Annotated in this window: 31 protein-coding genes and 1 other annotated feature; all 31 genes read right to left on the minus strand. The window is 43.6% G+C overall.

Features of this window, described 5'->3' with window-relative positions; translation table 11 throughout:
• Window positions 1–15 precede the first annotated feature (15 nt).
• The 31 genes from rpmD to rplA all read right to left on the minus strand — a co-directional run bounded on the left by rpmD (window position 16) and on the right by rplA (window position 24215).
• Window positions 16–204 carry a 50S ribosomal protein L30 gene (gene rpmD, locus OKX00_RS22790; RefSeq protein WP_053356182.1) on the minus strand — a complete coding sequence of 63 codons (189 nt, stop codon included), beginning with the start codon at window positions 202–204 and terminating at the stop codon, window positions 16–18.
• Window positions 205–218: 14 nt separating this feature from the next.
• Window positions 219–719 (minus strand): 30S ribosomal protein S5, encoded by a 501-nt coding sequence (rpsE, locus tag OKX00_RS22795; RefSeq protein WP_082316075.1) that lies wholly within the window; start codon window positions 717–719, stop codon window positions 219–221.
• 14 nt (window positions 720–733) lie between these two features.
• Entirely contained in the window at window positions 734–1096 is a 363-nt protein-coding gene (gene rplR, locus OKX00_RS22800) for a 50S ribosomal protein L18 (protein ID WP_091010607.1), read from the minus strand.
• 35 nt (window positions 1097–1131) lie between these two features.
• Window positions 1132–1671 carry a 50S ribosomal protein L6 gene (gene rplF / locus OKX00_RS22805; RefSeq protein ID WP_053356185.1) on the minus strand — a complete coding sequence of 180 codons (540 nt, stop codon included), beginning with the start codon at window positions 1669–1671 and terminating at the stop codon, window positions 1132–1134.
• A 28-nt stretch (window positions 1672–1699) separates the two neighbouring features.
• Complete coding sequence (gene rpsH / locus OKX00_RS22810; protein WP_053356186.1) at window positions 1700–2098, minus strand: 30S ribosomal protein S8; 399 nt, start codon at window positions 2096–2098, stop codon at window positions 1700–1702.
• A gap of 32 nt (window positions 2099–2130) precedes the next feature.
• Complete coding sequence (rpsN, locus tag OKX00_RS22815) at window positions 2131–2316, minus strand: 30S ribosomal protein S14 (RefSeq protein ID WP_007203538.1); 186 nt, start codon at window positions 2314–2316, stop codon at window positions 2131–2133.
• A gap of 25 nt (window positions 2317–2341) precedes the next feature.
• Window positions 2342–2881, minus strand: a complete 540-nt coding sequence (gene rplE, locus OKX00_RS22820) for a 50S ribosomal protein L5 (RefSeq protein WP_053356187.1) — start codon at window positions 2879–2881, stop codon at window positions 2342–2344.
• Window positions 2882–2905: 24 nt separating this feature from the next.
• Entirely contained in the window at window positions 2906–3214 is a 309-nt protein-coding gene (gene rplX, locus OKX00_RS22825; RefSeq protein ID WP_062240289.1) for a 50S ribosomal protein L24, read from the minus strand.
• A gap of 62 nt (window positions 3215–3276) precedes the next feature.
• Window positions 3277–3645, minus strand: coding sequence for a 50S ribosomal protein L14 (gene rplN / locus OKX00_RS22830; RefSeq protein WP_053356188.1), 369 nt, complete (start codon window positions 3643–3645; stop codon window positions 3277–3279).
• A 44-nt stretch (window positions 3646–3689) separates the two neighbouring features.
• Window positions 3690–3953 carry a 30S ribosomal protein S17 gene (gene rpsQ, locus OKX00_RS22835; RefSeq protein ID WP_053356189.1) on the minus strand — a complete coding sequence of 88 codons (264 nt, stop codon included), beginning with the start codon at window positions 3951–3953 and terminating at the stop codon, window positions 3690–3692.
• A gap of 21 nt (window positions 3954–3974) precedes the next feature.
• A complete protein-coding gene (gene rpmC / locus OKX00_RS22840) occupies window positions 3975–4178 on the minus strand; it encodes a 50S ribosomal protein L29 (RefSeq protein ID WP_053356190.1) in 204 nt (67 codons plus the stop codon).
• Complete coding sequence (rplP, locus tag OKX00_RS22845) at window positions 4168–4602, minus strand: 50S ribosomal protein L16 (protein WP_062240243.1); 435 nt, start codon at window positions 4600–4602, stop codon at window positions 4168–4170. Before rplP ends, rpmC begins: the two co-directional genes overlap by 11 nt.
• Before the next feature lie 2 nt (window positions 4603–4604).
• Complete coding sequence (rpsC, locus tag OKX00_RS22850) at window positions 4605–5264, minus strand: 30S ribosomal protein S3 (protein ID WP_062240240.1); 660 nt, start codon at window positions 5262–5264, stop codon at window positions 4605–4607.
• A 3-nt stretch (window positions 5265–5267) separates the two neighbouring features.
• Window positions 5268–5609: a 50S ribosomal protein L22 gene (gene rplV / locus OKX00_RS22855; protein ID WP_007203546.1), complete on the minus strand. Its 342-nt coding sequence runs from the start codon at window positions 5607–5609 to the stop codon at window positions 5268–5270.
• Between the two features lie 19 nt (window positions 5610–5628).
• Window positions 5629–5907 carry a 30S ribosomal protein S19 gene (gene rpsS / locus OKX00_RS22860; RefSeq protein WP_053356193.1) on the minus strand — a complete coding sequence of 93 codons (279 nt, stop codon included), beginning with the start codon at window positions 5905–5907 and terminating at the stop codon, window positions 5629–5631.
• A gap of 57 nt (window positions 5908–5964) precedes the next feature.
• Window positions 5965–6795, minus strand: a complete 831-nt coding sequence (rplB, locus tag OKX00_RS22865; protein WP_062240237.1) for a 50S ribosomal protein L2 — start codon at window positions 6793–6795, stop codon at window positions 5965–5967.
• Window positions 6796–6823: 28 nt separating this feature from the next.
• Window positions 6824–7111: a 50S ribosomal protein L23 gene (gene rplW, locus OKX00_RS22870; protein ID WP_053356195.1), complete on the minus strand. Its 288-nt coding sequence runs from the start codon at window positions 7109–7111 to the stop codon at window positions 6824–6826.
• Complete coding sequence (gene rplD, locus OKX00_RS22875) at window positions 7111–7734, minus strand: 50S ribosomal protein L4 (RefSeq protein ID WP_053356196.1); 624 nt, start codon at window positions 7732–7734, stop codon at window positions 7111–7113. Before rplD ends, rplW begins: the two co-directional genes overlap by 1 nt.
• A 17-nt stretch (window positions 7735–7751) precedes the next feature.
• On the minus strand, window positions 7752–8390 hold the full coding sequence (gene rplC, locus OKX00_RS22880; protein ID WP_256227838.1) for a 50S ribosomal protein L3: 639 nt from the start codon (window positions 8388–8390) through the stop codon (window positions 7752–7754).
• A gap of 48 nt (window positions 8391–8438) precedes the next feature.
• Window positions 8439–8747: a 30S ribosomal protein S10 gene (gene rpsJ, locus OKX00_RS22885; RefSeq protein ID WP_053356198.1), complete on the minus strand. Its 309-nt coding sequence runs from the start codon at window positions 8745–8747 to the stop codon at window positions 8439–8441.
• Window positions 8748–9118: 371 nt separating this feature from the next.
• The gene (gene tuf / locus OKX00_RS22890; RefSeq protein WP_256227839.1) at window positions 9119–10309 is read right to left on the minus strand and encodes an elongation factor Tu; all 1191 of its coding nucleotides are present in this window, start codon (window positions 10307–10309) and stop codon (window positions 9119–9121) included.
• 114 nt (window positions 10310–10423) lie between these two features.
• Window positions 10424–12502: an elongation factor G gene (gene fusA / locus OKX00_RS22895; RefSeq protein WP_265408950.1), complete on the minus strand. Its 2079-nt coding sequence runs from the start codon at window positions 12500–12502 to the stop codon at window positions 10424–10426.
• Window positions 12503–12582: 80 nt separating this feature from the next.
• Complete coding sequence (rpsG, locus tag OKX00_RS22900) at window positions 12583–13053, minus strand: 30S ribosomal protein S7 (RefSeq protein ID WP_053356201.1); 471 nt, start codon at window positions 13051–13053, stop codon at window positions 12583–12585.
• 45 nt (window positions 13054–13098) lie between these two features.
• A complete protein-coding gene (gene rpsL / locus OKX00_RS22905; protein ID WP_053356202.1) occupies window positions 13099–13521 on the minus strand; it encodes a 30S ribosomal protein S12 in 423 nt (140 codons plus the stop codon).
• A 116-nt stretch (window positions 13522–13637) separates the two neighbouring features.
• The gene (locus tag OKX00_RS22910) at window positions 13638–13886 is read right to left on the minus strand and encodes a 50S ribosomal protein L7ae-like protein (RefSeq protein ID WP_053356203.1); all 249 of its coding nucleotides are present in this window, start codon (window positions 13884–13886) and stop codon (window positions 13638–13640) included.
• Between the two features lie 83 nt (window positions 13887–13969).
• The gene (gene rpoC / locus OKX00_RS22915) at window positions 13970–17593 is read right to left on the minus strand and encodes a DNA-directed RNA polymerase subunit beta' (protein ID WP_265408951.1); all 3624 of its coding nucleotides are present in this window, start codon (window positions 17591–17593) and stop codon (window positions 13970–13972) included.
• A gap of 30 nt (window positions 17594–17623) precedes the next feature.
• On the minus strand, window positions 17624–21166 hold the full coding sequence (gene rpoB, locus OKX00_RS22920) for a DNA-directed RNA polymerase subunit beta (protein WP_265408952.1): 3543 nt from the start codon (window positions 21164–21166) through the stop codon (window positions 17624–17626).
• A gap of 266 nt (window positions 21167–21432) precedes the next feature.
• A complete protein-coding gene (locus OKX00_RS22925; RefSeq protein ID WP_091010597.1) occupies window positions 21433–22035 on the minus strand; it encodes a class I SAM-dependent methyltransferase in 603 nt (200 codons plus the stop codon).
• A 331-nt stretch (window positions 22036–22366) separates the two neighbouring features.
• Window positions 22367–22729, minus strand: a complete 363-nt coding sequence (rplL, locus tag OKX00_RS22930) for a 50S ribosomal protein L7/L12 (RefSeq protein WP_053356207.1) — start codon at window positions 22727–22729, stop codon at window positions 22367–22369.
• Between the two features lie 52 nt (window positions 22730–22781).
• Window positions 22782–23282: a 50S ribosomal protein L10 gene (gene rplJ / locus OKX00_RS22935; protein ID WP_062240216.1), complete on the minus strand. Its 501-nt coding sequence runs from the start codon at window positions 23280–23282 to the stop codon at window positions 22782–22784.
• Between the two features lie 40 nt (window positions 23283–23322).
• Window positions 23323–23470 (minus strand) — a sequence feature (ribosomal protein L10 leader region).
• Between the two features lie 43 nt (window positions 23471–23513).
• Window positions 23514–24215 (minus strand): 50S ribosomal protein L1, encoded by a 702-nt coding sequence (rplA, locus tag OKX00_RS22940; RefSeq protein WP_265408953.1) that lies wholly within the window; start codon window positions 24213–24215, stop codon window positions 23514–23516.
• Between the last annotated feature and the right edge of the window lie 148 nt (window positions 24216–24363).

Raw genomic sequence — 24363 nt, forward strand, 5'->3', positions numbered from 1 at the left:
GATTTATTTATCGTTTTACGCGTCGATTTCAGTAACAGTTAAAAGGTGAGATACCTTGTTAACCATTCCACGGATTGCTGCGTTATCTTCGTGAACAACCGTTTGATGCATTTTTCTAAGACCTAGAGTCTTAACAGTTACACGCTGATTCTCAGGACGACCGATAACACTGCGTGTGAGGGTGATTTCTAATTTCTTAGCCATCTACTATTCCCTCCTTAACCTAAAAGCTCTTCTACTGATTTGCCGCGAAGTTTCGCAACGTCCTCAGCGCGTTTAAGATTTCTTAATCCTTCGATCGTAGCACGCACCATGTTGATCGGGTTGTTAGATCCAAGAGATTTAGAAAGAATATCGCCAACACCAGCAAGTTCTAGTACCGCACGGACAGGTCCGCCCGCGATAACTCCAGTACCCTCAGAAGCAGGCTTAAGCAATACTTTTCCTGCGCCAAATTGTCCTGTAATTTGGTGAGGGATCGTTGTACGAACAACTGGTACTGTAATAAGATTTTTCTTTGCGTCTTCAATTGCTTTACGGATAGCATCTGGTACTTCTTGTGCTTTACCAGTACCAAATCCGACATGACCATTTTTGTCACCAACGACAACGACTGCAGCAAAGCGGAAACGACGTCCACCTTTTACAACCTTCGCTACACGGTTGACCGTTACGACACGTTCTTCAAGTTCAAGTTTATTAGGGTCGATACGCATCAGTTTCCCTCCTTCTATTAAAATTCTAACCCAGCCTCACGGGCTGCATCAGCTAATGCTTTTACACGTCCATGATATAGATATCCGCCACGGTCGAATACTACTGATTTAACGCCTTTTTCTGCACCGCGTTTAGCAATGGCTTCGCCAATTGCCTTAGCAGCTTCAACGTTACCGCCGTTTTTAACATCAACGCCTTTATCTAATGAAGAGGCAGATGCGATTGTAACTCCGTTTTGATCATCGATCAGTTGAGCATAAATATGCTTGGTAGAACGGAATACGTTCAAACGAGGACGTTGTGCTGTTCCGATTACAGAGCGGCGAACACGAGCATGTCTTTTTTTACGAGCGACATTTTTATCCGCTTTAGTGATCATCCTATGCACTCCTTTCCGCTAACTTCTTAACGGCCTTATTTACCAGTCTTACCTTCTTTGCGTCGTACAAACTCACCTTCATAACGGATACCTTTACCTTTGTAAGGCTCAGGAGCACGTACTGAACGGATGTTTGCTGCGATTTCGCCAACGCGTTCTTTATCGATACCTTTAACAATTACTTTCGTGTTAGAAGGAACATCAATGTCAATTCCTTTTTCAGGAACGATTTCTACTGGATGAGAGTATCCAACGTTAAGGATAAGTTTGTTACCAGACTTAGAAGCACGGTAACCTACACCAATGATATCTAGTGCTCTTTCATATCCAGTTGTAACACCAACAACCATGTTGTTAAGTACGCTTCTAGTTGTTCCGTGTAAAGCACGATGTTCTTTGTGATCGCTCGGGCGCTCAAAAGTGATTGTGCTTTCAGCCACATTGATTTTAATATCGTTGTGGAATTTACGAGTTAGTTCACCCTTAGGACCTTTAACAGTGACAAGGTTGTTCTCCTTCAAATCAACTGTTACGCCGCTTGGGATTTCAACAGGTTTATTACCTATGCGAGACATAATGACACCTCCATTCGCTGCTTAATTTTTACCAAACGTATGCTAATACTTCGCCGCCGACTTGTTGCTGGCGAGCTTCTTTGTCAGTTAGAACGCCTTTAGAAGTCGATACTAGTGCAATCCCTAATCCTCCAAGTACTCGTGGAAGTTCAGTTGATTTTGCATAAACACGTAGTCCAGGCTTACTGATACGTTTAAGACCAGTAATTACACGTTCATTGTTAGAACCGTATTTAAGGAAGATGCGAATCATCCCTTGTTTATTATCTTCAATGTATTCCACATCACGTACAAAGCCTTCACGCTTGAGGATTTCTGCGATTTCTTTCTTAATCGTTGAGCCAGGAACCTCTAATTTATCGTGACGAACAGTGTTAGCGTTGCGAATACGAGTAAGCATATCTGCAATTGGATCTGTCATGACCATTGATATTTACCTCCTTCCCTTTGTTCAGGGTATTACCAGCTGGCTTTTTTAACACCAGGAATTTGACCTTTATAAGCAAGTTCTCTAAAGCAAATACGGCATAGTTTAAACTTGCGGATTACTGAATGAGGACGCCCGCATCGTTCACAGCGAGTGTATTCCTGCACTTTGAACTTTTGCTGGCGTTGTTGCTTAGCAATCATAGATTTCTTTGCCACGGGTTTACCTCCTTTGGCTAAAAGATTATTTTTGGAAAGGCATTCCTACTTGAGTCAATAGCTCACGTGCCTCTTCGTCCGTGTTGGCAGTCGTTACGATAACGATGTCCATACCGCGAACTTTGTTAACTTTATCATAATCGATCTCCGGGAAGATCAATTGTTCTTTTACACCAAGAGTGTAGTTACCACGGCCATCAAAAGCTTTCTTTGAAATACCACGGAAGTCACGTACACGTGGAAGTGTAACAGAGATTAGTTTGTCTAAGAAATCAAACATGCGGTCTCCGCGAAGAGTTACTTTTGTACCGATCGGCATCCCTTCACGAAGCTTGAAGCCTGCGATAGATTTCTTAGCACGAGTGATTACTGGCTTTTGACCAGCGATAGCTGTTAGCTCTTCAACTGCTGTGTCCAATACTTTAGAGTTGGAAACTGCGTCACCAACACCCATGTTGATTACGATTTTTTCGATCTTTGGAACTTCCATTACAGAAGTGTAGTTAAACTTCTCTACTAGAGAAGGAACAATCTCACTTTTATAACGCTCTTGTAGACGGTTCATCAAGATGCCCTCCTTTCACTGCTATTATTTATCTAAAAATTCACCTGATTTAGCTACACGAACTTTTTTACCATCGACTTCTTTGTGACCTACACGGGTAGGAGCACCAGTCTTTGGATCAAGAGGCATTACGTTAGAAACGTGAACCGGAGCTTCTTGGCTTACGATTCCACCTTGTGGATTAGCCTGAGACGGTTTCGCGTGTTTCTTAACGATATTAACGCCTTCTACAAGGACACGATTTTGTTTCGGATAAGCTTCAAGAATTACTCCTTGTTTGCCTTTATCCTTACCAGAAATCACTTGTACTTTATCGCCTTTTTTTACATGCATTGGCATGAGCGTGTTGCACCTCCTTACAAGCCTACTTTTTGAGCCTTGCATTCTATTGATAATTAAAGTACTTCTGGAGCAAGTGATACGATCTTCATGAATTGTTTGTCACGAAGTTCACGTGCAACTGGTCCAAAAATACGAGTACCACGAGGACCCTTGTCATCACGAACGATTACTGCTGCGTTTTCGTCAAAACGGATGGAAGATCCATCGTTACGGCGCATTCCGCGTTTCGTACGAACAACAACCGCTTTAACGACATCACCTTTTTTAACAACGCCGCCTGGTGTTGCGGATTTTACAGAACAGACGATGATGTCACCAACGTTTGCGTATTTACGTCCAGAACCACCAAGAACTTTAATACAAAGTAACTCACGAGCACCTGAGTTGTCAGCTACTTTTAAACGAGTCTCTTGTTGAATCATGCGAATTGACCTCCTTTCGGATACATTTTCGATCCGAACATATATTAAATAACTACTGCTACTTCAACCACTTCTACTAAACGGAAACGTTTGTCTTTAGAAAGCGGACGAGTTTCCATGATTCTTACCATATCATTTACTCTTGCAGTGTTGTTTTCATCATGAGCTTTAAATTTCTTAGAGTACTTAACACGCTTGTTATATAAAGGGTGTTTTTTGTAAGTCTCTACAAGCACAGTGATTGTTTTGTCCATCTTGTCAGATACAACACGGCCAACATAAACTTTACGCTGGTTACGTTCACTCATTGTGCGAACCTCCTCTCAATGTTAAGCGTTAGTAATCCCTAGCTCTCTTTCACGTAAAACAGTTTTTGCACGGGCAATTGCTTTACGAACTTCACGAATGCGGGCAGGGTTTTCTAATTGACCTGTAGCTAGTTGAAAGCGAAGATTGAAAAGCTCTTCTTTCAAAGACTTAGCGTTTTGTTCAATTTCAGCAGTGGTCAAGTTACGGATATCATTAGCCTTCATTAGTGTCACCACCCACTTCTTCGCGTTTTACAAATTTACATTTCACAGGAAGCTTGTGTGCAGCAAGACGAAGTGCTTCGCGAGCTACTTCTTCGGATACACCAGCGATTTCAAACATGATCTTTCCTGGTTTTACTACAGCAACCCAACCTTCAGGCGCCCCTTTACCAGAACCCATTCGGACTTCTAGAGGTTTAGCTGTATAAGGTTTAGATGGGAAAATTTTAATCCATACTTTACCGCCACGCTTCATGTAACGAGTCATCGCGATACGAGCTGCTTCGATCTGGCGGTTTGTGATCCAAGATGCTTCAACAGCTTGCAAACCATATTCGCCGAATGCTATTTCAGCTCCGCCTTTTGCACGTCCGCGCATTTTCCCGCGGTGTTCACGGCGGTATTTAACACGTTTTGGCAATAACATAATTATTTGCCTCCTTCCGCTTTTTTCGTTCCTCTTGTTGGAAGGACTTCCCCACGGTAGATCCAGATTTTAACGCCGATTTTACCGTAAGTTGTGTCTGCTTCTGCAGTTCCGTAGTCGATGTCTGCACGAAGGGTATGAAGAGGAACAGTTCCTTCACTGTAAGATTCTGAACGAGCGATATCTGCTCCACCAAGACGTCCTGATACTTCTGTCTTGATTCCTTTTGCTCCAGCACGCATAGAACGTTGGATCGATTGCTTCATTGCACGACGGAAAGACACACGGTTTTCCAATTGACGAGCAATATTTTCAGCAACAAGCTTAGCATCAACATCAGCTTGCTTGATTTCAAAGATGTTTACATGTACTCGCTTGCCAGTTAGTTCGTTAAGTGCTTTACGAAGTGCTTCGACTTCAGTACCACCCTTACCGATAACCATACCAGGCTTAGCAGTTTTGATCGTGATGTTTACGCGGTTAGCTGCACGTTCGATTTCAACGCCGGATACAGCCGCGTCTTTTAAACGCTTTTCGATATAATTACGAATTTTAAGATCTTCGTGTAATAGATCAGCATAGTCTTTGTCAGCGTACCACTTTGACTCCCAGTCACGGATGACGCCAATACGTAGTCCTATCGGATTTACTTTTTGACCCACGTCTTATCCCTCCTTCTTTTCAGAAACAACGATAGTGATGTGGCTAGTACGCTTGTTAATACGGCTTGCACGTCCCATTGCACGGGGACGGAAACGTTTTAACGTAATGCCTTCATCTACGAATGCAGATGATACCACAAGGTTGTTTGGTTCCATTTCATAGTTGTGTTCCGCGTTTGCGATAGCAGACTTTAACACCTTTTCAATCACTGGAGAAGCAGCTTTTGGTGTTAGGCGTAAGATCGCAAGTGCTTCGCCTACTTGCTTACCTCGAATCAGATCGATAACAATTCTAGCCTTACGAGGAGCAATACGCACTTGTTTAGCAACAGCTTTTGCTTGCATTTTGTGTACCTCCCCTCAATTAACGTCTTGTTTTCTTATCATCAGCGGCATGACCTTTGTAAGTACGAGTTGGTGCAAATTCACCCAACTTATGTCCGACCATGTCTTCTGTAACATAAACCGGCACATGCTTACGTCCATCATATACTGCTAATGTGTGTCCGATGAATTCCGGGAAAATTGTAGAACGGCGAGACCAAGTTTTAACAACTTTTTTGTCATTAGTTTCGTTCAAGCCTTCAACTTTTTTCATTAAGTGGTCATCAACAAAAGGTCCTTTTTTCAAACTGCGACCCATACGTGAACCTCCCTTCGCGACTGCGCTACGGTTCGATTGAACCGTAGAACAAACACGTTATTTTTTACGACGGCGTACGATGTACTTGTCGGTTGTTTTGTTTTTCTTACGAGTCTTGTAGCCAAGAGTCGGTTTGCCCCATGGTGACATTGGTGATTTACGTCCGATTGGAGCGCGTCCTTCACCACCACCGTGTGGGTGATCGTTAGGGTTCATTACAGAACCACGAACTGTTGGACGGATACCCATCCAGCGAGAGCGACCTGCTTTACCTACGTTAACAAGTTCATGCTCAAGGTTACCTACTTGACCGATTGTTGCACGGCAAGTTAGAAGGATCATACGAACTTCTCCAGAGCCTAAACGAACAAGAGCATACTTTTCTTCTTTACCAAGAAGTTGAGCTTCAGCACCAGCAGAACGAGCAAGCTGTCCGCCTTTGCCAGGTTTTAGCTCGATGTTGTGGATTGTAGAACCTACAGGAATGTTCGCTAGTGGAAGTGCATTCCCTACTTTAATGTCAGCGCCAACGCCAGACATGATTTCTTGGCCTACTTTAAGTCCTTTAGGAGCTAGGATGTAACGTTTTTCACCATCAACATAGTTGATTAGCGCGATGTTTGCAGTACGGTTTGGATCATACTCGATTGTAGCAACGCGTCCTGGTATTCCATCTTTGTTGCGTTTAAAGTCGATGATTCTGTATTTACGCTTGTGCCCACCGCCTTGGTGACGAACAGTAAGTTTACCTTGGTTGTTGCGTCCGGCTTTTTTGCTTAGTGGTGCAAGCAATGATTTTTCTGGTTGGTCAGTAGTAATTTCAGCAAAGTCAAGCTGAGTCATACCACGGCGACCGTTAGTGATCGGTTTAAACTTTTTGATACCCATTTGTGTTTCCCTCCTTTACTTGTTGATCTTAAACTCCTTCAAAGAAGTCCAATTCTTTGCTTCCTGGAGTTAAAGTAATGATTGCTTTTTTACGTTTTGAAGTATAACCAGTATGACGACCTACACGTTTGAATTTCCCTTTGTAGTTCGCAGTGTTTACTGATGCAACTTTAATTCCGAAAATGTCTTCCAACGCAATTTTGATTTGAGTCTTTGTTGCGCGAGTGTCAACTTCGAAAGTGTATTTTCCGTCAGCCATAATTTCAGTAGAACGCTCTGTAATTACGGGGCGCTTAATAATATCACGTGCATCCATTATGCAAGCACCTCCTCTACTTTTTCCACAGCGTCTCTTGTCATAACAAGCTTGTCGTGGTTAAGCACATCAAGCACATTAACACCAGTTGCTGTAACAACAGTTACACCAGGGATGTTACGAGCAGATAAAGCAACAAATTCGTTGAAATCTCCTGTCACAACAAGTGCTTTGCGATCTGCGGATAGATTTGTCAGTACTTGCTTCATGTCTTTAGTCTTTGGAGCATCCAAAGAAAGAGCATCAAGAACTACTAGGTTATTATCGATTACCTTTGAAGAAAGTGCAGATTTAATAGCTAAACGGCGAACTTTCTTAGGCAATTTGTAAGAATAGCTTCTTGGCGTTGGTCCGAAAACGACTCCACCGCCTACCCATTGCGGAGAACGGATTGAACCTTGACGAGCACGTCCAGTTCCTTTTTGTCTCCATGGTTTGCGTCCACCACCGGCAACTTCAGAACGGTTTTTCACGTCGTGGTTACCTTGACGAAGTGACGCTTGCTGCATGATTACAGCATCAAATAATACATTTTGGTTTGGTTCAATACCGAAAACGGAAGCATTAAGCTCTAAATCGCCAGCTTGAGAACCATCTTGTTTGTAAATAGCTACTTTAGGCATCGATGTATCCTCCCTTCTTATTTAGCTTCTTTAGCTTTTACAGCTGCATTGATTGTAACGTAGCTCTTTTTCGCACCAGGTACGTTACCTTTGATTAGAAGTAAGTTGCGCTCAGCATCAACTTTTACAACTTCTAGGTTTTGAACAGTAATTGTATCTCCGCCTGTACGTCCAGGTAGGTTTTTACCTTTGAATACACGGTTAGGGTCAACTGCACCCATAGAACCAGGACGACGGTGGTAACGGGACCCGTGGCTCATAGGTCCGCGGGATTGTCCGTGGCGTTTAATTACACCTTGGAATCCTTTACCTTTTGATGTTCCGGTTACGTCTACAACGTCACCTTCTGCGAAAATATCTACCTTGACTTCCTGACCAACTTCAAAATCCGCGCCTTGTACATTGCGGAATTCTTTAACGAAGCGCTTAGGGTTTGTGTTAGCTTTAGCAGCATGCCCTTTTGCAGGCTTGTTCACACGGCTTTCTTTCTTATCATCAAATCCTAATTGGATTGCTTCGTAACCGTCGTTTTCAGCAGTTTTCTTTTGAAGAACAACGTTTGGAGTAACTTCAACTACAGTAACTGGGATAAGATCACCGTTCTCTGCGAATACTTGAGTCATTCCTACTTTTTTACCTAAGATTCCTTTGGCCATTAGTCACACCTCCTATTGATTGTTTTAAATTTTTTTATGTGTTAATTCTTATAGTTTGATTTCAATGTCAACGCCAGATGGAAGATCCAAACGCATTAATGAATCAACAGTTTGCGGCGTTGGTTCGATGATATCGATCAAACGCTTATGAGTACGCATTTCGAACTGCTCACGAGAATCCTTATATTTGTGCACCGCACGCAGGATTGTGTAAATAGCTTTTTCAGTTGGAAGCGGAATTGGTCCGGATACTTTTGCACCAGAACGTTTTGCTGTCTCAACAATTTTCTCAGCAGATTGATCAAGAATTCTGTGATCATATGCTTTTAATCGAATACGAATCTTTTGCTTTGCCATTATTTTCCCTCCTTTATTCGCCCATTTTGATAAACAGACATTACTCCCACGGAAATTTAACCTGACAGACATCCGCCATGGCAATGGGGCCGGGTGTGTCAGCAACCTTCCGGATCATCGCAAATGAATGACCAACATTACTTATTATAGTAAAAACAGCTGCCTATTGCAAGCTATTCTTATAAATATTTTCATCAGCCGCACACTTTTTCTATTATAGGCCCTCAACCCTGTAAAAGCAAGGTTCTTATCGGGGATTACCAATAATAAAAAACGGGTTTCTTCTATATAAATAAAACACAGCTAAGCCTTCTGTTTTAAGCAACATAAAAAAAGCATCCCATAAAGGGATGCTTTTTTGAGAAATGAACTTACGCTTGGATAGATGCTACTACTCCAGCGCCTACTGTACGTCCACCTTCACGAATAGAGAACTTAGTTCCTTCTTCGATCGCGATTGGAGCGATTAGTTCAACAGTCATTTCGATGTTGTCTCCAGGCATAACCATTTCAGTTCCTTCTGGAAGTTGGATGATACCAGTTACGTCAGTTGTACGGAAGTAGAACTGAGGACGGTAGTTAGAGAAGAATGGAGTATGACGTCCACCCTCTTCTTTAGAAAGTACGTATACTTCTGATTTGAATTTAGTGTGAGCTTTAACAGTTCCTGGCTTAGCAAGAACTTGTCCACGCTCAACATCGTCACGGGAAACCCCACGAAGAAGTGCACCGATGTTGTCACCAGCTTCAGCATAGTCAAGAAGTTTACGGAACATTTCAACACCAGTTACAGTTGTTGATTTTGGCTCTTCAGTAAGACCAAGGATCTCGATAACGTCTCCGACTTTAACTTGTCCACGCTCAACACGTCCAGTAGCAACAGTACCACGGCCAGTGATTGAGAATACGTCCTCAACAGGCATCATGAATGGTTTTTCAGTGTCACGTGGAGGAGTTGGGATGTACTCGTCAACTGCGTCCATAAGTTCGATGATTTTAGCTTCCCACTCAGCGTCTCCTTCAAGAGCTTTAAGAGCAGAACCTTTGATTACAGGAACATCGTCTCCTGGGAAATCGTACTCAGTAAGAAGGTCACGAACTTCCATTTCAACTAGTTCAAGAAGCTCTTCGTCATCAACCATGTCACATTTGTTCAAGAATACTACTAGGTAAGGTACACCTACTTGACGAGAAAGAAGGATGTGCTCACGAGTTTGTGGCATTGGGCCGTCAGCAGCAGATACTACTAGGATCCCTCCGTCCATTTGTGCAGCACCAGTGATCATGTTTTTAACATAGTCAGCATGTCCTGGGCAGTCTACGTGTGCATAGTGACGAGAATCAGTTTCGTACTCAACGTGTGCAGTTGAGATTGTGATTCCACGTTCGCGCTCTTCTGGAGCACCGTCGATTTGGTCGTAAGCCATAGCTTGACCTTTACCAGATTTCTTTGCAAGTACAGAAGTAATTGCAGCTGTTAAAGTTGTTTTACCGTGGTCAACGTGTCCGATTGTACCAATATTCGCATGCGTTTTGGAACGATCAAATTTCTCTTTAGCCATGAGAAAGATTCCTCCTTATTATGTGTAAAAGTTTAATTTTTTTTATTTAAAACAGACAGGTTGTCTGCCTATTTTAGATTACATGAAAAGCTAGCTTGTTACAACTGTCAACAATTATTGGCCAGTTGATTTTTTAATGATTTCTTCTGAAATTGATTTTGGTACTTCTTCGTAGTGATCAAAGTGCATGGAGTAAGTTCCGCGCCCTTGTGTACGAGAACGAAGAGATGTAGCGTAACCAAACATTTCAGCAAGTGGAACCATCGCTTTAACAACCTGAGCGTTACCGCGGGCTTCCATACCCTCAACACGTCCGCGTCGGGAAGTTACGTCACCCATAATGTCTCCCATGTACTCTTCAGGAACAACCACTTCAACTTTCATGATCGGCTCAAGGATAGCAGGGTCACATTTTGCTTTCGCGTTTTTAAGAGCCATAGATCCGGCAATTTTAAACGCCATCTCGTTGGAGTCAACGTCATGGTATGAACCGTCAACGATTCTTGCTTTAAGATCAAGCAATGGGAATCCTGCAAGCATACCATTTTTCATTGATTCTTCGATACCGGCTTGTACCGCTGGGACGTATTCACGAGGAACAACACCACCGACGATTTTGTTTTCGAATACGAATCCAGATCCTTCTTCACCTGGTTCGAATTCGATCCAAACGTGACCGTATTGTCCACGACCACCGGACTGACGTACGAACTTACCTTCAACTTTAGCCGCTTGGCGGATTGTTTCACGGTAAGCAACCTGTGGAGCACCTACGTTAGCTTCAACTTTGAATTCACGTTTCATACGGTCAACAAGGATATCAAGGTGAAGTTCACCCATTCCCCCGATGATCGTTTGTCCAGTTTCTTCGTCAGTTTCAGTTCTGAAAGTAGGATCTTCTTCAGCAAGTTTCGCAAGGGCCATACCCATTTTATCTTGGTCGGCCTTAGATTTAGGCTCGATAGATAAGTGGATTACCGGCTCAGGGAATACCATAGATTCTAGGATAACTTGGGACTTCTCATCACAGAGAGTATCACCAGTGGTTGTATCTTTCAAACCTACAGCTGCTGCGATATCACCAGCATATACTGCAGAGATCTCTTCACGGTGGTTTGCGTGCATTTGAAGGATACGTCCAACGCGCTCACGCTTGCCTTTAGTAGAGTTCTGTACATATGAACCTGAGTTCAATGTTCCGGAGTATACGCGGAAGAATGTAAGTTTACCGACATAAGGGTCAGTCATAACTTTAAATGCCAATGCAGAGAATGGAGCTTCGTCGCTTGATTCGCGAGTTACTTCTTCTTCAGAATCAGGGAGTGTACCCTTGATTGCTTCTACATCGACTGGAGCTGGCAAGTAGTCAAGAACTGCATCCAGCATTAGCTGAACACCTTTGTTCTTAAATGCAGATCCACAGATTACAGGGTAGAATTCAACGTTACAAGTTCCTTGACGGATACCTGCTTTGATTTCTTCGTTTGTAATCTCTTCGCCTTCTAAGTACTTCATCATCAATTCTTCATCAAGCTCAGCTACCGCTTCGATAAGTTTTCCACGGTACTCTTCAGCTAGCTCAACATGTTCAGCAGGAATTTCGCCTACTTCAATGTCAGTTCCAAGGTCGTTTCCGTAGAATACAGCTTTCATCTCGATTAGGTCGATGATTGCTTCAAATTGGTCTTCAGCACCGATAGGAAGCTGAATTGGGTGTGCATTTGCACCAAGACGGTCATGAAGAGTCTTTACAGAGTAAAGGAAGTCAGCACCGATCTTGTCCATTTTGTTAACGAATACTACACGGGGAACCCCGTAAGTTGTTGCTTGACGCCATACTGTTTCAGTTTGCGGTTCAACCCCAGACTGAGCATCGAGTACAGCTACAGCTCCGTCTAATACACGCAATGAACGTTCTACTTCTACTGTAAAGTCTACGTGTCCAGGAGTATCAATGATGTTGATACGGTGACCTTTCCACTGAGCAGTTGTTGCAGCGGAAGTAATTGTGATTCCGCGCTCTTGTTCCTGCTCCATCCAGTCCATTTGTGAAGCTCCTTCATGAGTTTCACCAATTTTATGGATACGACCTGTATAGTATAGTACACGTTCAGTTGTCGTTGTTTTACCAGCATCGATGTGAGCCATGATACCGATATTACGCGTATTTTTTAAGGAGAATTCTCTTGCCATGAATTTCTCTCCTTCCTATACATAGGAAAATGATTTTTTATAGTGTGATAGAGACAGTTAAGAAACTGTCTCTTGTGTTTTTACCAGCGGTAGTGAGCAAACGCTTTGTTTGCTTCCGCCATTTTGTGCATATCTTCACGCTTCTTCACTGATGCTCCAGCATTGTTAGCAGCATCCATGATTTCGTTAGCAAGACGTTCTTCCATTGTCTTTTCCCCACGAAGACGAGCGTAGTTTGTTAACCAGCGAAGTCCTAGAGTCGTACGGCGCTCAGGGCGAACTTCAACTGGAACTTGGTAGTTAGCTCCACCAACACGGCGGGCACGAACTTCAAGTACAGGCATGATGTTCTTAAGAGCTTGTTCGAATACTTCCATAGGTTCTGTGTTTGTACGTTCTTTGATAATGTCAAATGCATTATAAAGAATGGTTTGTGCTACTCCTCTTTTACCGTCAATCATAATTTTGTTGATTAGACGAGTTACAAGTTTAGACTTGTAAATTGGATCAGGCAACACATCACGACGAGATACAGGTCCTTTACGAGGCATTGTGTCCCCTCCTTTCTCCTATTTATTTACGCATTATTTAAAAGCTTACTTTTTAGCAGCTTTAGGACGCTTAGTTCCGTATTTAGAACGGCCTTGCATACGGTTGTTAACACCAGCAGTATCAAGCGCACCACGAACGATGTGGTAACGTACCCCTGGTAAGTCTTTTACACGTCCGCCACGGATCAACACTACGCTATGCTCTTGAAGGTTGTGCCCGATCCCAGGGATGTAAGCAGTCACTTCAATTCCGTTGGTTAAACGTACACGAGCGTATTTACGAAGAGCCGAGTTCGGTTTCTTCGGTGTCATCGTACCAACACGAGTACATACTCCACGTTTTTGCGGAGAGGAAACGTTGGTTTGAGCTTTTTTGAAGCTGTTGTAGCCTTTGTTAAGAGCTGGAGAGTCAGATTTTTTACCTTTTGACTCACGGCCTTTACGAACCAATTGATTAATTGTAGGCATTTGTTTTTCCTCCTTTCCTTGCGTTTTTCTAAGACCACTGAACCAGGTGGTTCATCTTTGGACAAAAGAAAGTTTTTGCGAGAGGCCACGCGGGTGACGTCGCAAAAACATTTATTTTATCCTTTTATCGCAACAGTTGCGGCTCCAACATCAATTCCGCAAGCTTTGCCAAGCTTTTTCATGGAATCGACTCTCGTAATCGGGACAAGTCTTTCCTGTGCAATCTGTAATACTTTACCGGTTACACGAGGGTCGGCATCATCAGCAACGACGAGCTCTTTAACTTCCCCGTTTTGCAAAGCCTTAATGGTTTGCTTAGTTCCTACGATAAAATCAGAAGCCTGTGTCACTTTTTCATAAGACATCGTTATATCCTCCAAAGTAACAATTCTTAGGAGCACTCAGATATAATATCACTGTTGTGCTCCCAATGTCAACACTTCTCTTATTAATCTTGTGAGACTAGCTCTGTTGCTTCGTGATCAGCAGTTTCACTTTCTTCTGTTGATACAGGAGAATCCATTCCTACATTTCTGTAAAGGGACATTCCAGTACCAGCCGGGATCAGCTTACCGATGATTACGTTCTCTTTCAATCCGAGCAATTCATCACGTTTACCTTTGATTGCTGCATCTGTCAGGACACGTGTTGTTTCCTGGAAGGATGCTGCAGATAAGAACGATTCAGTTTCAAGAGATGCTTTGGTAATACCAAGCAATACAGAGCGTCCTGTAGCAGGAATGCCGCCTTGAAGAAGAACCTTTCTGTTCACATCGGTAAAGGCGTGGATATCCATCAATGCGCCTGGCAGGACATCAGTGTGGCCGGCATCAATGATACGGACTTTACGAAGCATCTGGCGAACCATTACCTCTACGTGTTTGTCGCCAATTTCTACCCCTTGCATACGGTATACTTTTTGAACTTCACGCAGCAAGTATTCTTGAACGCCTTCTGCACCTTTAACTTTGATCAATTCTTTCGGGTCGATTGAACCTTCAGTAAGAACTTGCCCTGCAACCACAGCATCGCCTTCTGCAACTTTAATGCGGGCCCCGTATGGCACAGTGTAAGATCTAGTTTCAATCTCACCTTGAACAAGGATTTCACGCTTCTCTTTAGACTCATTAATATTGATCACTGTACCTTCAAGCTCAGAGATTAGCGCCTGACCTTTCGGGTTACGTGCTTCAAACAACTCCTGGATACGCGGTAAACCTTGAGTGATATCGTCTCCTGCTACCCCGCCTGTATGGAAGGTACGCATTGTAAGCTGTGTTCCTGGCTCCCCGATTGATTGGGCAGCGATGATACCGACAGCTTCACCGACTTCAACATCAGATCCTGTTGCCAGGTTGCGTCCGTAACATTTTTTACAAACACCATGACGGGTATCACAAGTAAATACTGAACGAAGCGTTACTTCTTCAATTCCTGCATCAACTACTGCCGCTGCTGAATCCTCCGTGATTTGCTCGTTTTTGCTGACAAGAACCTCGTTTGTTTCCGGGTGGTACACTGTTCTGAACACAGTACGCCCGACTAAACGCTCGTATAGGTTCTCGATTACTTCATTGCCTTCTTTAATCGCCGCAACTGTTAGACCACGGTCCGTTCCACAGTCATCTTCACGGACGATAACGTCCTGAGCTACGTCTACAAGACGGCGAGTCAAGTAACCTGAGTCAGCTGTTTTAAGTGCTGTATCGGCAAGACCTTTACGCGCACCATGTGTAGAGATAAAGTATTCGAGTACCGTCAGACCTTCACGGAAACTGGACTTGATCGGCAATTCGATGATTTTACCAGCCGGGTTGGCCATGAGACCACGCATACCGGCAAGCTGTGTAAAGTTAGATGCGTTACCACGGGCACCAGAGTCACTCATCATGAAGATTGGGTTTCTCTTATCAAGGGTAAGCATTAGTTTTTGCTGAATCTCATCCTTTGCCTGGCTCCAGATGTTGATGACGCGCTCATAACGCTCGTCTTCTGTAATCAGACCGCGGCGGAACTGTTTCGTTACCGTAGTAACTTTTTCTTCAGCTGCGGATAGGATGACTTGTTTCTCAGGCAATACGACGATGTCAGAAACACCAACGGTAATCCCTGCTTTTGTTGAATATTTGAATCCAAGCTCTTTCATGCGGTCAAGCATCTTGGATGTTTCAGTAATTTTGAATCGTTTGAACACTTCTGCAATGATTTTACCGAGAATTCCTTTTTTAAACGGCTCTACTTCATCATGCTTAGCGATTTCTTTTTTGATGTTCGCAGCTTGAGGAAGGAAATACTTCTCAGGCGTTTCAATTTGCAGGTTGGCTGTTGTTGGCTCGTTGATGTATGGGAATGACTCAGGAAGAATCTCGTTAAAGAGAAGTTTTCCGACAGTCGTCATTAACATCATATTTTGCTGGTGTTCTTTAAATGAAGGCTTGTTTAAAGTGGATACCGGAACAGCAATACGGGTATGAAGATGGACATAGCCATTTTCGTACGCAACGATTGCTTCGTTCGCATCTTTAAACACAGACCCTTCACCAATCGCACCTGCACGCTCCATCGTAAGGTAATAGTTACCCAGTACCATATCCTGAGATGGTGTAACAACCGGTTTACCATCTTTCGGGTTCAAGATGTTTTGTGCAGCCAGCATAAGAATGCGTGCCTCAGCTTGTGCTTCAGCTGATAAAGGTACGTGAACCGCCATTTGGTCACCATCAAAGTCAGCGTTGTAAGCTGTACAAACGAGTGGGTGAAGACGGATAGCGCGTCCTTCAACCAGTGTAGGTTCGAACGCCTGGATCCCTAGTCTGTGAAGAGTCGGGGCACGGTTCAGCAATACCGGATGCTCTCTGATTACATCTTCAAGCACATCCCATACTTCCGGCTGAACACGTTCTACCTTGCGTTTCGCGCTCTTAATGTTATGAGCAAGACCTTTGGCAACAAGCTCTTTCATAACGAAAGGCTTGAAGAGCTCAAGTGCCATTTCCTTAGGAAGACCGCATTGGTACATCTTAAGGTGAGGACCTACTACGATAACGGAACGGCCAGAGTAGTCAACACGCTTACCAAGAAGGTTTTGACGGAAACGGCCTTGTTTCCCTTTTAACATATGGGATAGTGATTTTAGCGGACGGTTACCAGGACCTGTTACAGGACGGCCGCGTCGTCCGTTGTCGATTAGAGCATCTACCGCTTCTTGAAGCATACGTTTTTCATTCTGTACGATGATATTCGGCGCACCTAAATCCAAAAGACGCTTCAAACGGTTATTACGGTTAATAACACGGCGGTACAAGTCATTCAAGTCAGATGTTGCAAAACGTCCTCCGTCAAGCTGCACCATTGGGCGAAGCTCAGGCGGAATAACAGGAAGAACATCCAGGATCATCCAGAACGGTTCGTTGCCGGAATGACGGAACGCTTCAAGCACTTCAAGACGCTTGATTGCACGGGTACGACGCTGTCCCTGTGCAGTTTTCAGCTCTTCTTTCAGCTGATCGACTTCTTTTACAAGGTCGATGTCTTCAAGAAGGCGTCTGATGGCTTCTGCACCCATTTGTGCAGTAAACCCTTGACCGTATTTTTCACGGTATGAACGGTATTCTTTTTCAGAAAGCAGCTGCTTTTTCTCCAGCGGCGTTTCACCCGTATCTGTCACCACGTAAGATGCAAAGTAAATAACTTCTTCCAGTGCTCTTGGAGACATATCGAGTACAAGACCCATACGGCTTGGTATTCCTTTGAAATACCAAATGTGCGAAACAGGTGCAGCAAGTTCGATGTGACCCATACGGTCACGTCGAACTTTAGCACGAGTTACTTCTACGCCACAGCGATCACATACGACACCTTTATAGCGGACACGTTTGTATTTTCCGCAATGGCATTCCCAGTCCTTTTGAGGTCCGAAAATACGTTCACAGAACAAACCGTCTTTTTCAGGCTTAAGTGTACGATAGTTGATCGTTTCTGGTTTTTTCACTTCTCCTCTTGACCAAGAACGGATCTTATCAGGAGAAGCGAGGCCTATTTTCATATACTCAAAATTGTTTACGTCTATCAAGGAGCAAACCTCCCTTATGATATCCTGTTTTTATTCACTTACAGTGTAAGATTCAAGATTTAAATTAAGCTTTTCACTTGCTTGATCTTCTTCATCATCAAGCTCGCGCATTTCAATTTCCTTATCGTCACCGGACATGATCTTAACGTCCATTCCGAGTGATTGAAGCTCTTTGATCAATACTTTGAATGATTCAGGAACTCCAGGTTCCGGTACGTTCTCACCCTTGACGATGGCTTCGTATGTTTTCACACGGCCCACAACATCATCGGATTTGACGGTAAGAATTTCTTGAAGAGTATAAGCAGCACCATATGCTTCGAGTGCCCAAACCTCCATCTCACCGAAACGCTGTCCACCGAACTGTGCCTTACCACCGAGCGGCTGCTGGGTAACAAGGGAGTATGGTCCAGTAGAACGTGCGTGAAGTTTGTCATCGACCATGTGAGCCAGTTTGATCATGTACATGACACCAACTGAAACACGGTTGTCAAACGGAACTCCAGTTCTTCCGTCATAAAGAACGGTTTTACCATCTCGTGCCATTCCCGCTTCTTCAATGGTTGCCCAAACATCTTCTTCACGTGCACCGTCAAATACCGGTGTTGCCATGTGAACGCCAAGCTGTCTTGCAGCCATACCAAGGTGAAGCTCAAGCACCTGGCCAATGTTCATACGGGAAGGTACACCCAGAGGGTTCAACATGATATCAATAGGTGTTCCATCTGGTAGGAACGGCATATCTTCTTCCGGCATGATGCGGGAGATTACACCTTTATTTCCGTGGCGGCCCGCCATCTTATCTCCTTCGTGAATCTTACGCTTCTGTACGATATAAGCACGCACCAGCTGATTCACTCCTGGAGGAAGCTCGTCGCCGTCTTCACGGTTAAATACTTTAACATCCAGAATGATTCCATCTCCGCCGTGAGGCACACGAAGTGATGTATCACGGACTTCACGCGCTTTTTCACCAAAGATCGCGTGAAGAAGGCGTTCTTCAGCTGTAAGTTCAGTAACCCCTTTAGGTGTAACTTTACCTACGAGGATGTCTCCATCTTTCACTTCCGCACCGATACGAATAATTCCACGGTCATCCAGATTGCGAAGAGCTTCTTCCCCTACGTTCGGGATATCTCTTGTAATCTCTTCCGGACCTAATTTCGTATCACGGGCTTCTGATTCATATTCTTCAATATGGATGGATGTGTATACATCATCTTTTACCAGTCGTTCGCTCATGATGACCGCATCTTCATAGTTATAGCCTTCCCATGTCATGAAGCCGACAAGAACGTTTCGCCCAAGAGCGAGTTCTCCTTTTTCCATGGATGGTCCGTCTGCAAGAATTTCTCCTTTAACTACACGGTCGCCTTTACTGACAATCGGACGCTGGTTATAGCAAGTTCCTTGGTTGGAACGAATGAATTTAAGGCAGTTGTAGCGGTCAAGCTGACCTTCTACTTCTTTCCCGTCAATAGTTTCAATGCGGCGTACTTGGACTTGTTTCGCAGTAACCTTCTCAACAATTCCTTCGTATTTACAGATAACAGCCGCACCAGAATCTTTTGCAGACACATGCTCCATTCCTGTTCCGACGACTGGTGCTTCCGGTACCATTAGAGGAACCGCTTGACGCTGCATGTTCGCACCCATCAGTGCACGGTTGGAGTCATCATTTTCAAGGAAAGGAATACAAGCTGTAGCGGCGGATACGACCTGTTTCGGTGATACGTCCATATAGTCGATGCGATCGCGTCTGACAATGGTGTTTTCACCGCGGAAACGTGCGATGACGTCTTCGTTCAGGAATTCCCCGTCTTCACCAAGAAGGGAATTCGCCTGTGCTACCACATAGTTGTCTTCTTCATCAGCTGTCAGGTAATCGATTCGTCCTGTTACTTTACCAGTCTCAGGATCTACACGGCGATATGGTGTTTCAATAAAGCCGTACTCGTTTACTTTTGCATAGCTTGATAAGGAGTTGATCAAACCGATATTCGGTCCCTCAGGTGTTTCAATCGGACACATACGGCCATAGTGGGAGTAGTGAACGTCACGGACTTCGAACCCTGCGCGCTCACGCGTAAGTCCGCCGGGCCCTAGGGCTGAAAGACGGCGTTTATGCGTAAGTTCTGCAAGTGGGTTGGTCTGGTCCATAAACTGAGAAAGCTGAGAGCTTCCGAAGAACTCTTTGATCGCAGCAATAACAGGGCGAATATTAATCAGTGCCTGTGGTGTAATCGCATTTGTATCTTGTATCGACATACGTTCGCGAACAACACGTTCCATACGGGACAACCCGATGCGGAACTGATTTTGGAGAAGCTCGCCCACAGAGCGCAAGCGGCGGTTTCCAAGGTGGTCAATATCATCTGTATTACCAACACTATGAAGCAAGTTGAAGAAGTAGTTAATAGATGCAATGATGTCAGAAACCGTAATGTTCTTAACTGATTTCTCAACATAAGCATTGCCAATTACTTTAATAACGCGCTCTCCATCAGCATCATCCGGAGCATAAATGTTAATAGACTGAAGAGGAATATCCTGATCTTCAGCTACCCCGCCTGCCGGAGTCACATGACGGAAACCAATGCCGTTTTCAAGATAAGGAAGTATCTTGTCCAGTGTACGGCGGTCGAGTAGTGTCCCTGCTTCAGCAAGCACTTCGCCCGTTTCTGGATCAGCCAGGGTTTCAGCCAGCTTTTGGTTGAATAAGCGGTTTTTAATATGAAGCTTTTTATTGATTTTATAACGCCCTACACTTGCAAGATCATAACGCTTTGGATCAAAGAAGCGTGAGTCTAACAAACTCTTGGCGTTATCAACAGTAGGAGGTTCGCCGGGGCGAAGGCGCTCATAGATTTCCAGGAGTGCTTTTTCCGTACCTTCTGTATTGTCTTTATCAAGGGTATTTCTTAAATACTCATCTTCCCCAAGCAAGTCGATGATTTCTTGATCAGACCCAAACCCTAATGCGCGAAGCAATACGGTAATAGGAATTTTCCTAGTGCGGTCAATGCGCACATATACTATATCTTTGGCGTCTGTTTCGAACTCAAGCCAGGCACCTCGGTTTGGTATAACAGTGGCAGTGAAACCCTTTTTACCGTTTTTATCAATCTTTTCACTGTAATAGACACTTGGTGAACGAACAAGCTGGGAAACAATTACACGTTCAGCACCGTTGATCACAAACGTGCCTGTATCTGTCATTAACGGGAAATCTCCCATAAATACTTCTTGCTCTTTCACTTCGCCAGTCTCTTTATTAATGAGACGCACCTTTACACGAAGCGGCGCAGCATAAGTTACATCACGCTCTTTTGATTCTTCCACAGGATACTTTGGCTCTCCGAGGCTATAGTCAATAAACTCTAGCACGAGATTTCCAGTGAAATCTTCAATCGGCGAAATGTCCTGGAACATTTCACGCAGTCCCTCATCAAGAAACCATTGATAGGAAGCAGTTTGAATTTCGATTAAGTTCGGTAATTCAAGCACTTCGCTAATTCTTGCGTAACTTCTTCGTTGGCGGTGGCGTCCAAACTGAACTAGTTGACCTGTCAACTGATTCACCCCTCAAATCCAGCGTTTTTTCTTGTTCCTATATACTCTAACATTCTATTATTGAATGTCAGAAAGACAAAAAGAAAAAGGGTTTTTATAAAAACCACAATTTCAATCGAGCAACAGATTATATAATTTTGTCCAAATTCTTCTCTTGATATACCTTAAAAGGTTATAATATCGAGGTTTTTTCTGCATTTGAACACAAGGGCAGAAAATGTGAATTCATTGGCATTTTATAATATTAGCATAGACTCCATACAGAGTCAACGTTTTATCGCTCGAATAATATAGTACCCTTTACTTTTTGAAACAGTCTCCACTTCCGCAAATACGGACTGAAGTTTTTCAATCGCAGATGGAGCACCTTGTTTCTTTTGAATGACGATCCATAATTCCCCATCAGTCTGCAATTTATCATACGAATCTTCAAACAGCTGATGGACAACCTTTTTTCCTGCACGGATGGGCGGGTTTGTAAGAATGGCCGCAAATCCCATTTCTGCAACATTTTCAAACAGGCTGCTTTTTCGCACTTCGATGTTGGAGATTCCGTTTTTCTTCGCGTTTTCCGCAGACAATTCCAGGGCGCGCTCGTTAATGTCCACCATCAGCACACGCCGGCCAGGATTTTCTTTAGCAATCGCGAGTCCAATCGGTCCATAGCCGCATCCAACATCCAAATAATCTCCTTCAATTCCCGGAGATACAAATTCTTCAATCAGCAATCGGCTTCCGAAGTCCACTTCCTTTTTTGAAAAGACACCGGAATCAGATGTGAATTTGAACTCATGGTTTCTAAGCGTAAACGTCCAGTTTTTCGGATCGCTCTTTACGTCCGGCCGCTCAGAATAATAATGACCACCCATGTTCATCTTCCTTTCCTTAAAAGGAATTCCTGTTATCAGTATGACCAAGATTACTCAAGATAAGCGCAAGTGCCCTGTTTAAGTCCGACAAGCGCTGGAACTCATGCACAGCAACACGCTTTTTGTGTTGAGGGGCAAGAGTGAAGCGACCTAAGACAAATTGTGGTTTTTCAATTCGTCCTCCGAGGACTTATGCTGAAAACAAGAAATACGGTTTCAGCCCCGGGCGCTGGAGCTGGACAATACTTCGCCGAATGCTCCATCGTCTTCATGCTTTCTTATCTTCCAAATAAAAAGGTCCGCCTGTTGGCGAACCCTTTTTGATTTAAAATTACTTAACTTCTACAGAAGCTCCAACTTCTTCAAGTTTAGCTTTCATTTCTTCAGCTTCTTCTTTAGCAATGCCTTCTTTAACATTGCTTGGAGCGCCGTCAACTAGTTCTTTAGCTTCTTTAAGACCAAGGCCTGTAAGCTCACGAACTACTTTGATAACTTTGATCTTAGAAGCGCCAGCGCTTGTAAGAACTAAATCAAACTCAGTTTGCTCAGCAGCAGCGTCTGCACCAGCAGCTCCACCAGCTACAGCTACAGGAGCTGCAGCAGTAACACCAAACTCTTCTTCAATTGCCTTAACTAGGTCGTTAAGTTCTAAAACTGTCATAGTTTTTAAGCTTTCAATGATTTCTTTAGACATTATAATTTCCTCCTTAGTTAGTTAAATCTATAAATCAGTTAAAACGCAAAGCTTATGCGCCTTGTTCTTCCTTTTGTTCAGCAACTGCTTTAGTAACCAACGCAAAGTTGCGAATTGGCGCTTGAAGCACGCTGAGTAACATAGAAAGAAGTCCTTCACGTGATGGAAGATCTGCAAGAGCTTTAACTTCCTCAACCGATGCGATACGGCCTTCAATTACACCTGCTTTGATCTCAAGAGCATCATTTTCCTTAGCAAAGTTGTTAAGAATTTTAGCTGGAGCTACTACATCGTCATTGCTGAACGCAATCGCTGTAGGGCCAACCAAATGCTCGTTAAGCTCAGATAAGCCAGTTTCGTCAGCTGCACGTCGAGCCATTGAGTTTTTGTATACTTTAAACTCGATCCCAGCATCACGAAGTTGTTTACGAAGCTCAGTTACTGCCGCTACAGTCAAACCGCGATAGTCAACAAGAATTGTTGATTTGCTCTCACGCAATTGTCCAGCGATATCAGAAACCAATTGCTTCTTAGTTTCAAGAATACTGCTCATCCTTACACCTCCTGTAGAATAGTCTAGTCATCTTCATACCGTAGCCATAAGAAAAGCCTTCATGTTAGACATGAAGGCGTAGTGTCAGAAATCAAGCAATCAATAATTGATTTATTCTGTGCTACACACCTCGGCAGGATAATTAAGCATTAAGCCCCCGCTGTCTACGGCATGACATAGATATTTATTTACAACATTAACAACTATAACAGTCTAATTAATGTGTGTCAACTATTTTTTAAGAGAAAAGTTAGATGGGTTAACTTTGATTCCAGGTCCCATTGTAGATGAGATTGCTACGTTACGAACATAAGTCCCTTTCGCAGCAGCTGGTTTCACTTTAAGCAACGTCTCGATGATTGTACCAAGGTTCTCAGCCAACTTGTCGTTGTCGAAAGAAACTTTACCGATCGGCACGTGAATGTTTCCAGCTTTATCCACACGATATTCTACTTTACCAGCTTTAATATCGTTAATCGCTTTTTCAACTTCAAATGTAACTGTACCAGTTTTAGGGTTAGGCATTAAACCTTTTGGCCCTAATACGCGTCCAAGACGACCAACTTCAGCCATCATGTCTGGTGTTGCTACGATTACATCAAAATCAAACCAACCTTGTTGGATTTTGTTGATGTAGTCAGTATCGCCAACGAAATCTGCTCCAGCAGCTTCTGCTTCTTTCGCTTTTTCGCCTTTAGCAAATACTAGCACACGTTGAGTTTTACCAGTTCCGTGCGGAAGTACTACAGCGCCACGAACTTGTTGGTCCGCTTTCTTAGGATCTACTCCAAGACGTACTGCTACTTCTACAGACTCATCAAACTTAGCTGTCGCAGTCTTTTTAACAAGCTCGATTGCTTCAGAAGCTTCATAAGATTTTTGGCGGTCTACTAATTTAGCCGCTTCTTGGTATTTCTTTCCTTTTTTAGCCATTGTAAAAATTTCCTCCCTTATGTGGTTTAGCGGATATTCCTCCCACTTAAGCGGTCTCTCGAGATTTTGAGGCCGCCATGCCTTTTTGGGAACGCCGATGATTATCGCGCGTTCCGTCCGGCTTTGGTTCCATTAATAAAGGTTGCGA

This window comes from Fictibacillus sp. KU28468, from assembly GCF_026153615.1.
Lineage (GTDB): Bacteria > Bacillota > Bacilli > Bacillales > Fictibacillaceae > Fictibacillus_C > Fictibacillus_C marinisediminis.

Excerpts from the sequence above, each read along its gene's own strand:
- rpsL (WP_053356202.1), bottom strand. The coding sequence starts at position 13,521 with ATGCCTACAATTAATCAATTGGTTCGTAAAGGCCGTGAGTCAAAAGGT.
- rplB (WP_062240237.1), bottom strand. The coding sequence starts at position 6,795 with ATGGGTATCAAAAAGTTTAAACCGATCACTAACGGTCGCCGTGGTATG.
- rplE (WP_053356187.1), bottom strand. The coding sequence starts at position 2,881 with ATGAACCGTCTACAAGAGCGTTATAAAAGTGAGATTGTTCCTTCTCTA.
- rplJ (WP_062240216.1), bottom strand. The coding sequence starts at position 23,282 with ATGAGCAGTATTCTTGAAACTAAGAAGCAATTGGTTTCTGATATCGCT.
- rpsG (WP_053356201.1), bottom strand. The coding sequence starts at position 13,053 with ATGCCTCGTAAAGGACCTGTATCTCGTCGTGATGTGTTGCCTGATCCA.
- rplN (WP_053356188.1), bottom strand. The coding sequence starts at position 3,645 with ATGATTCAACAAGAGACTCGTTTAAAAGTAGCTGACAACTCAGGTGCT.
- rpsS (WP_053356193.1), bottom strand. The coding sequence starts at position 5,907 with ATGGGTCGCAGTTTGAAAAAAGGACCTTTTGTTGATGACCACTTAATG.
- rplX (WP_062240289.1), bottom strand. The coding sequence starts at position 3,214 with ATGCATGTAAAAAAAGGCGATAAAGTACAAGTGATTTCTGGTAAGGAT.
- tuf (WP_256227839.1), bottom strand. The coding sequence starts at position 10,309 with ATGGCTAAAGAGAAATTTGATCGTTCCAAAACGCATGCGAATATTGGT.
- rplR (WP_091010607.1), bottom strand. The coding sequence starts at position 1,096 with ATGATCACTAAAGCGGATAAAAATGTCGCTCGTAAAAAAAGACATGCT.
- rplF (WP_053356185.1), bottom strand. The coding sequence starts at position 1,671 with ATGTCTCGCATAGGTAATAAACCTGTTGAAATCCCAAGCGGCGTAACA.
- rplD (WP_053356196.1), bottom strand. The coding sequence starts at position 7,734 with ATGCCTAAAGTAGCTATTTACAAACAAGATGGTTCTCAAGCTGGCGAT.
- rplA (WP_265408953.1), bottom strand. The coding sequence starts at position 24,215 with ATGGCTAAAAAAGGAAAGAAATACCAAGAAGCGGCTAAATTAGTAGAC.
- rpmD (WP_053356182.1), bottom strand. The coding sequence starts at position 204 with ATGGCTAAGAAATTAGAAATCACCCTCACACGCAGTGTTATCGGTCGT.
- OKX00_RS22910 (WP_053356203.1), bottom strand. The coding sequence starts at position 13,886 with ATGTCTTATGAAAAAGTGACACAGGCTTCTGATTTTATCGTAGGAACT.
- rpsQ (WP_053356189.1), bottom strand. The coding sequence starts at position 3,953 with ATGAGTGAACGTAACCAGCGTAAAGTTTATGTTGGCCGTGTTGTATCT.
- rplW (WP_053356195.1), bottom strand. The coding sequence starts at position 7,111 with ATGGATGCACGTGATATTATTAAGCGCCCCGTAATTACAGAGCGTTCT.
- OKX00_RS22925 (WP_091010597.1), bottom strand. The coding sequence starts at position 22,035 with ATGGGTGGTCATTATTATTCTGAGCGGCCGGACGTAAAGAGCGATCCG.
- rplC (WP_256227838.1), bottom strand. The coding sequence starts at position 8,390 with ATGGCCAAAGGAATCTTAGGTAAAAAAGTAGGAATGACTCAAGTATTC.
- rplL (WP_053356207.1), bottom strand. The coding sequence starts at position 22,729 with ATGTCTAAAGAAATCATTGAAAGCTTAAAAACTATGACAGTTTTAGAA.
- rpmC (WP_053356190.1), bottom strand. The coding sequence starts at position 4,178 with ATGAAGGCTAATGATATCCGTAACTTGACCACTGCTGAAATTGAACAA.
- rpsJ (WP_053356198.1), bottom strand. The coding sequence starts at position 8,747 with ATGGCAAAGCAAAAGATTCGTATTCGATTAAAAGCATATGATCACAGA.
- rplP (WP_062240243.1), bottom strand. The coding sequence starts at position 4,602 with ATGTTATTGCCAAAACGTGTTAAATACCGCCGTGAACACCGCGGGAAA.
- rplV (WP_007203546.1), bottom strand. The coding sequence starts at position 5,609 with ATGCAAGCAAAAGCTGTTGCTAAACAAGTGCGTATTGCTCCTCGTAAG.
- rpsH (WP_053356186.1), bottom strand. The coding sequence starts at position 2,098 with ATGGTCATGACAGATCCAATTGCAGATATGCTTACTCGTATTCGCAAC.
- fusA (WP_265408950.1), bottom strand. The coding sequence starts at position 12,502 with ATGGCAAGAGAATTCTCCTTAAAAAATACGCGTAATATCGGTATCATG.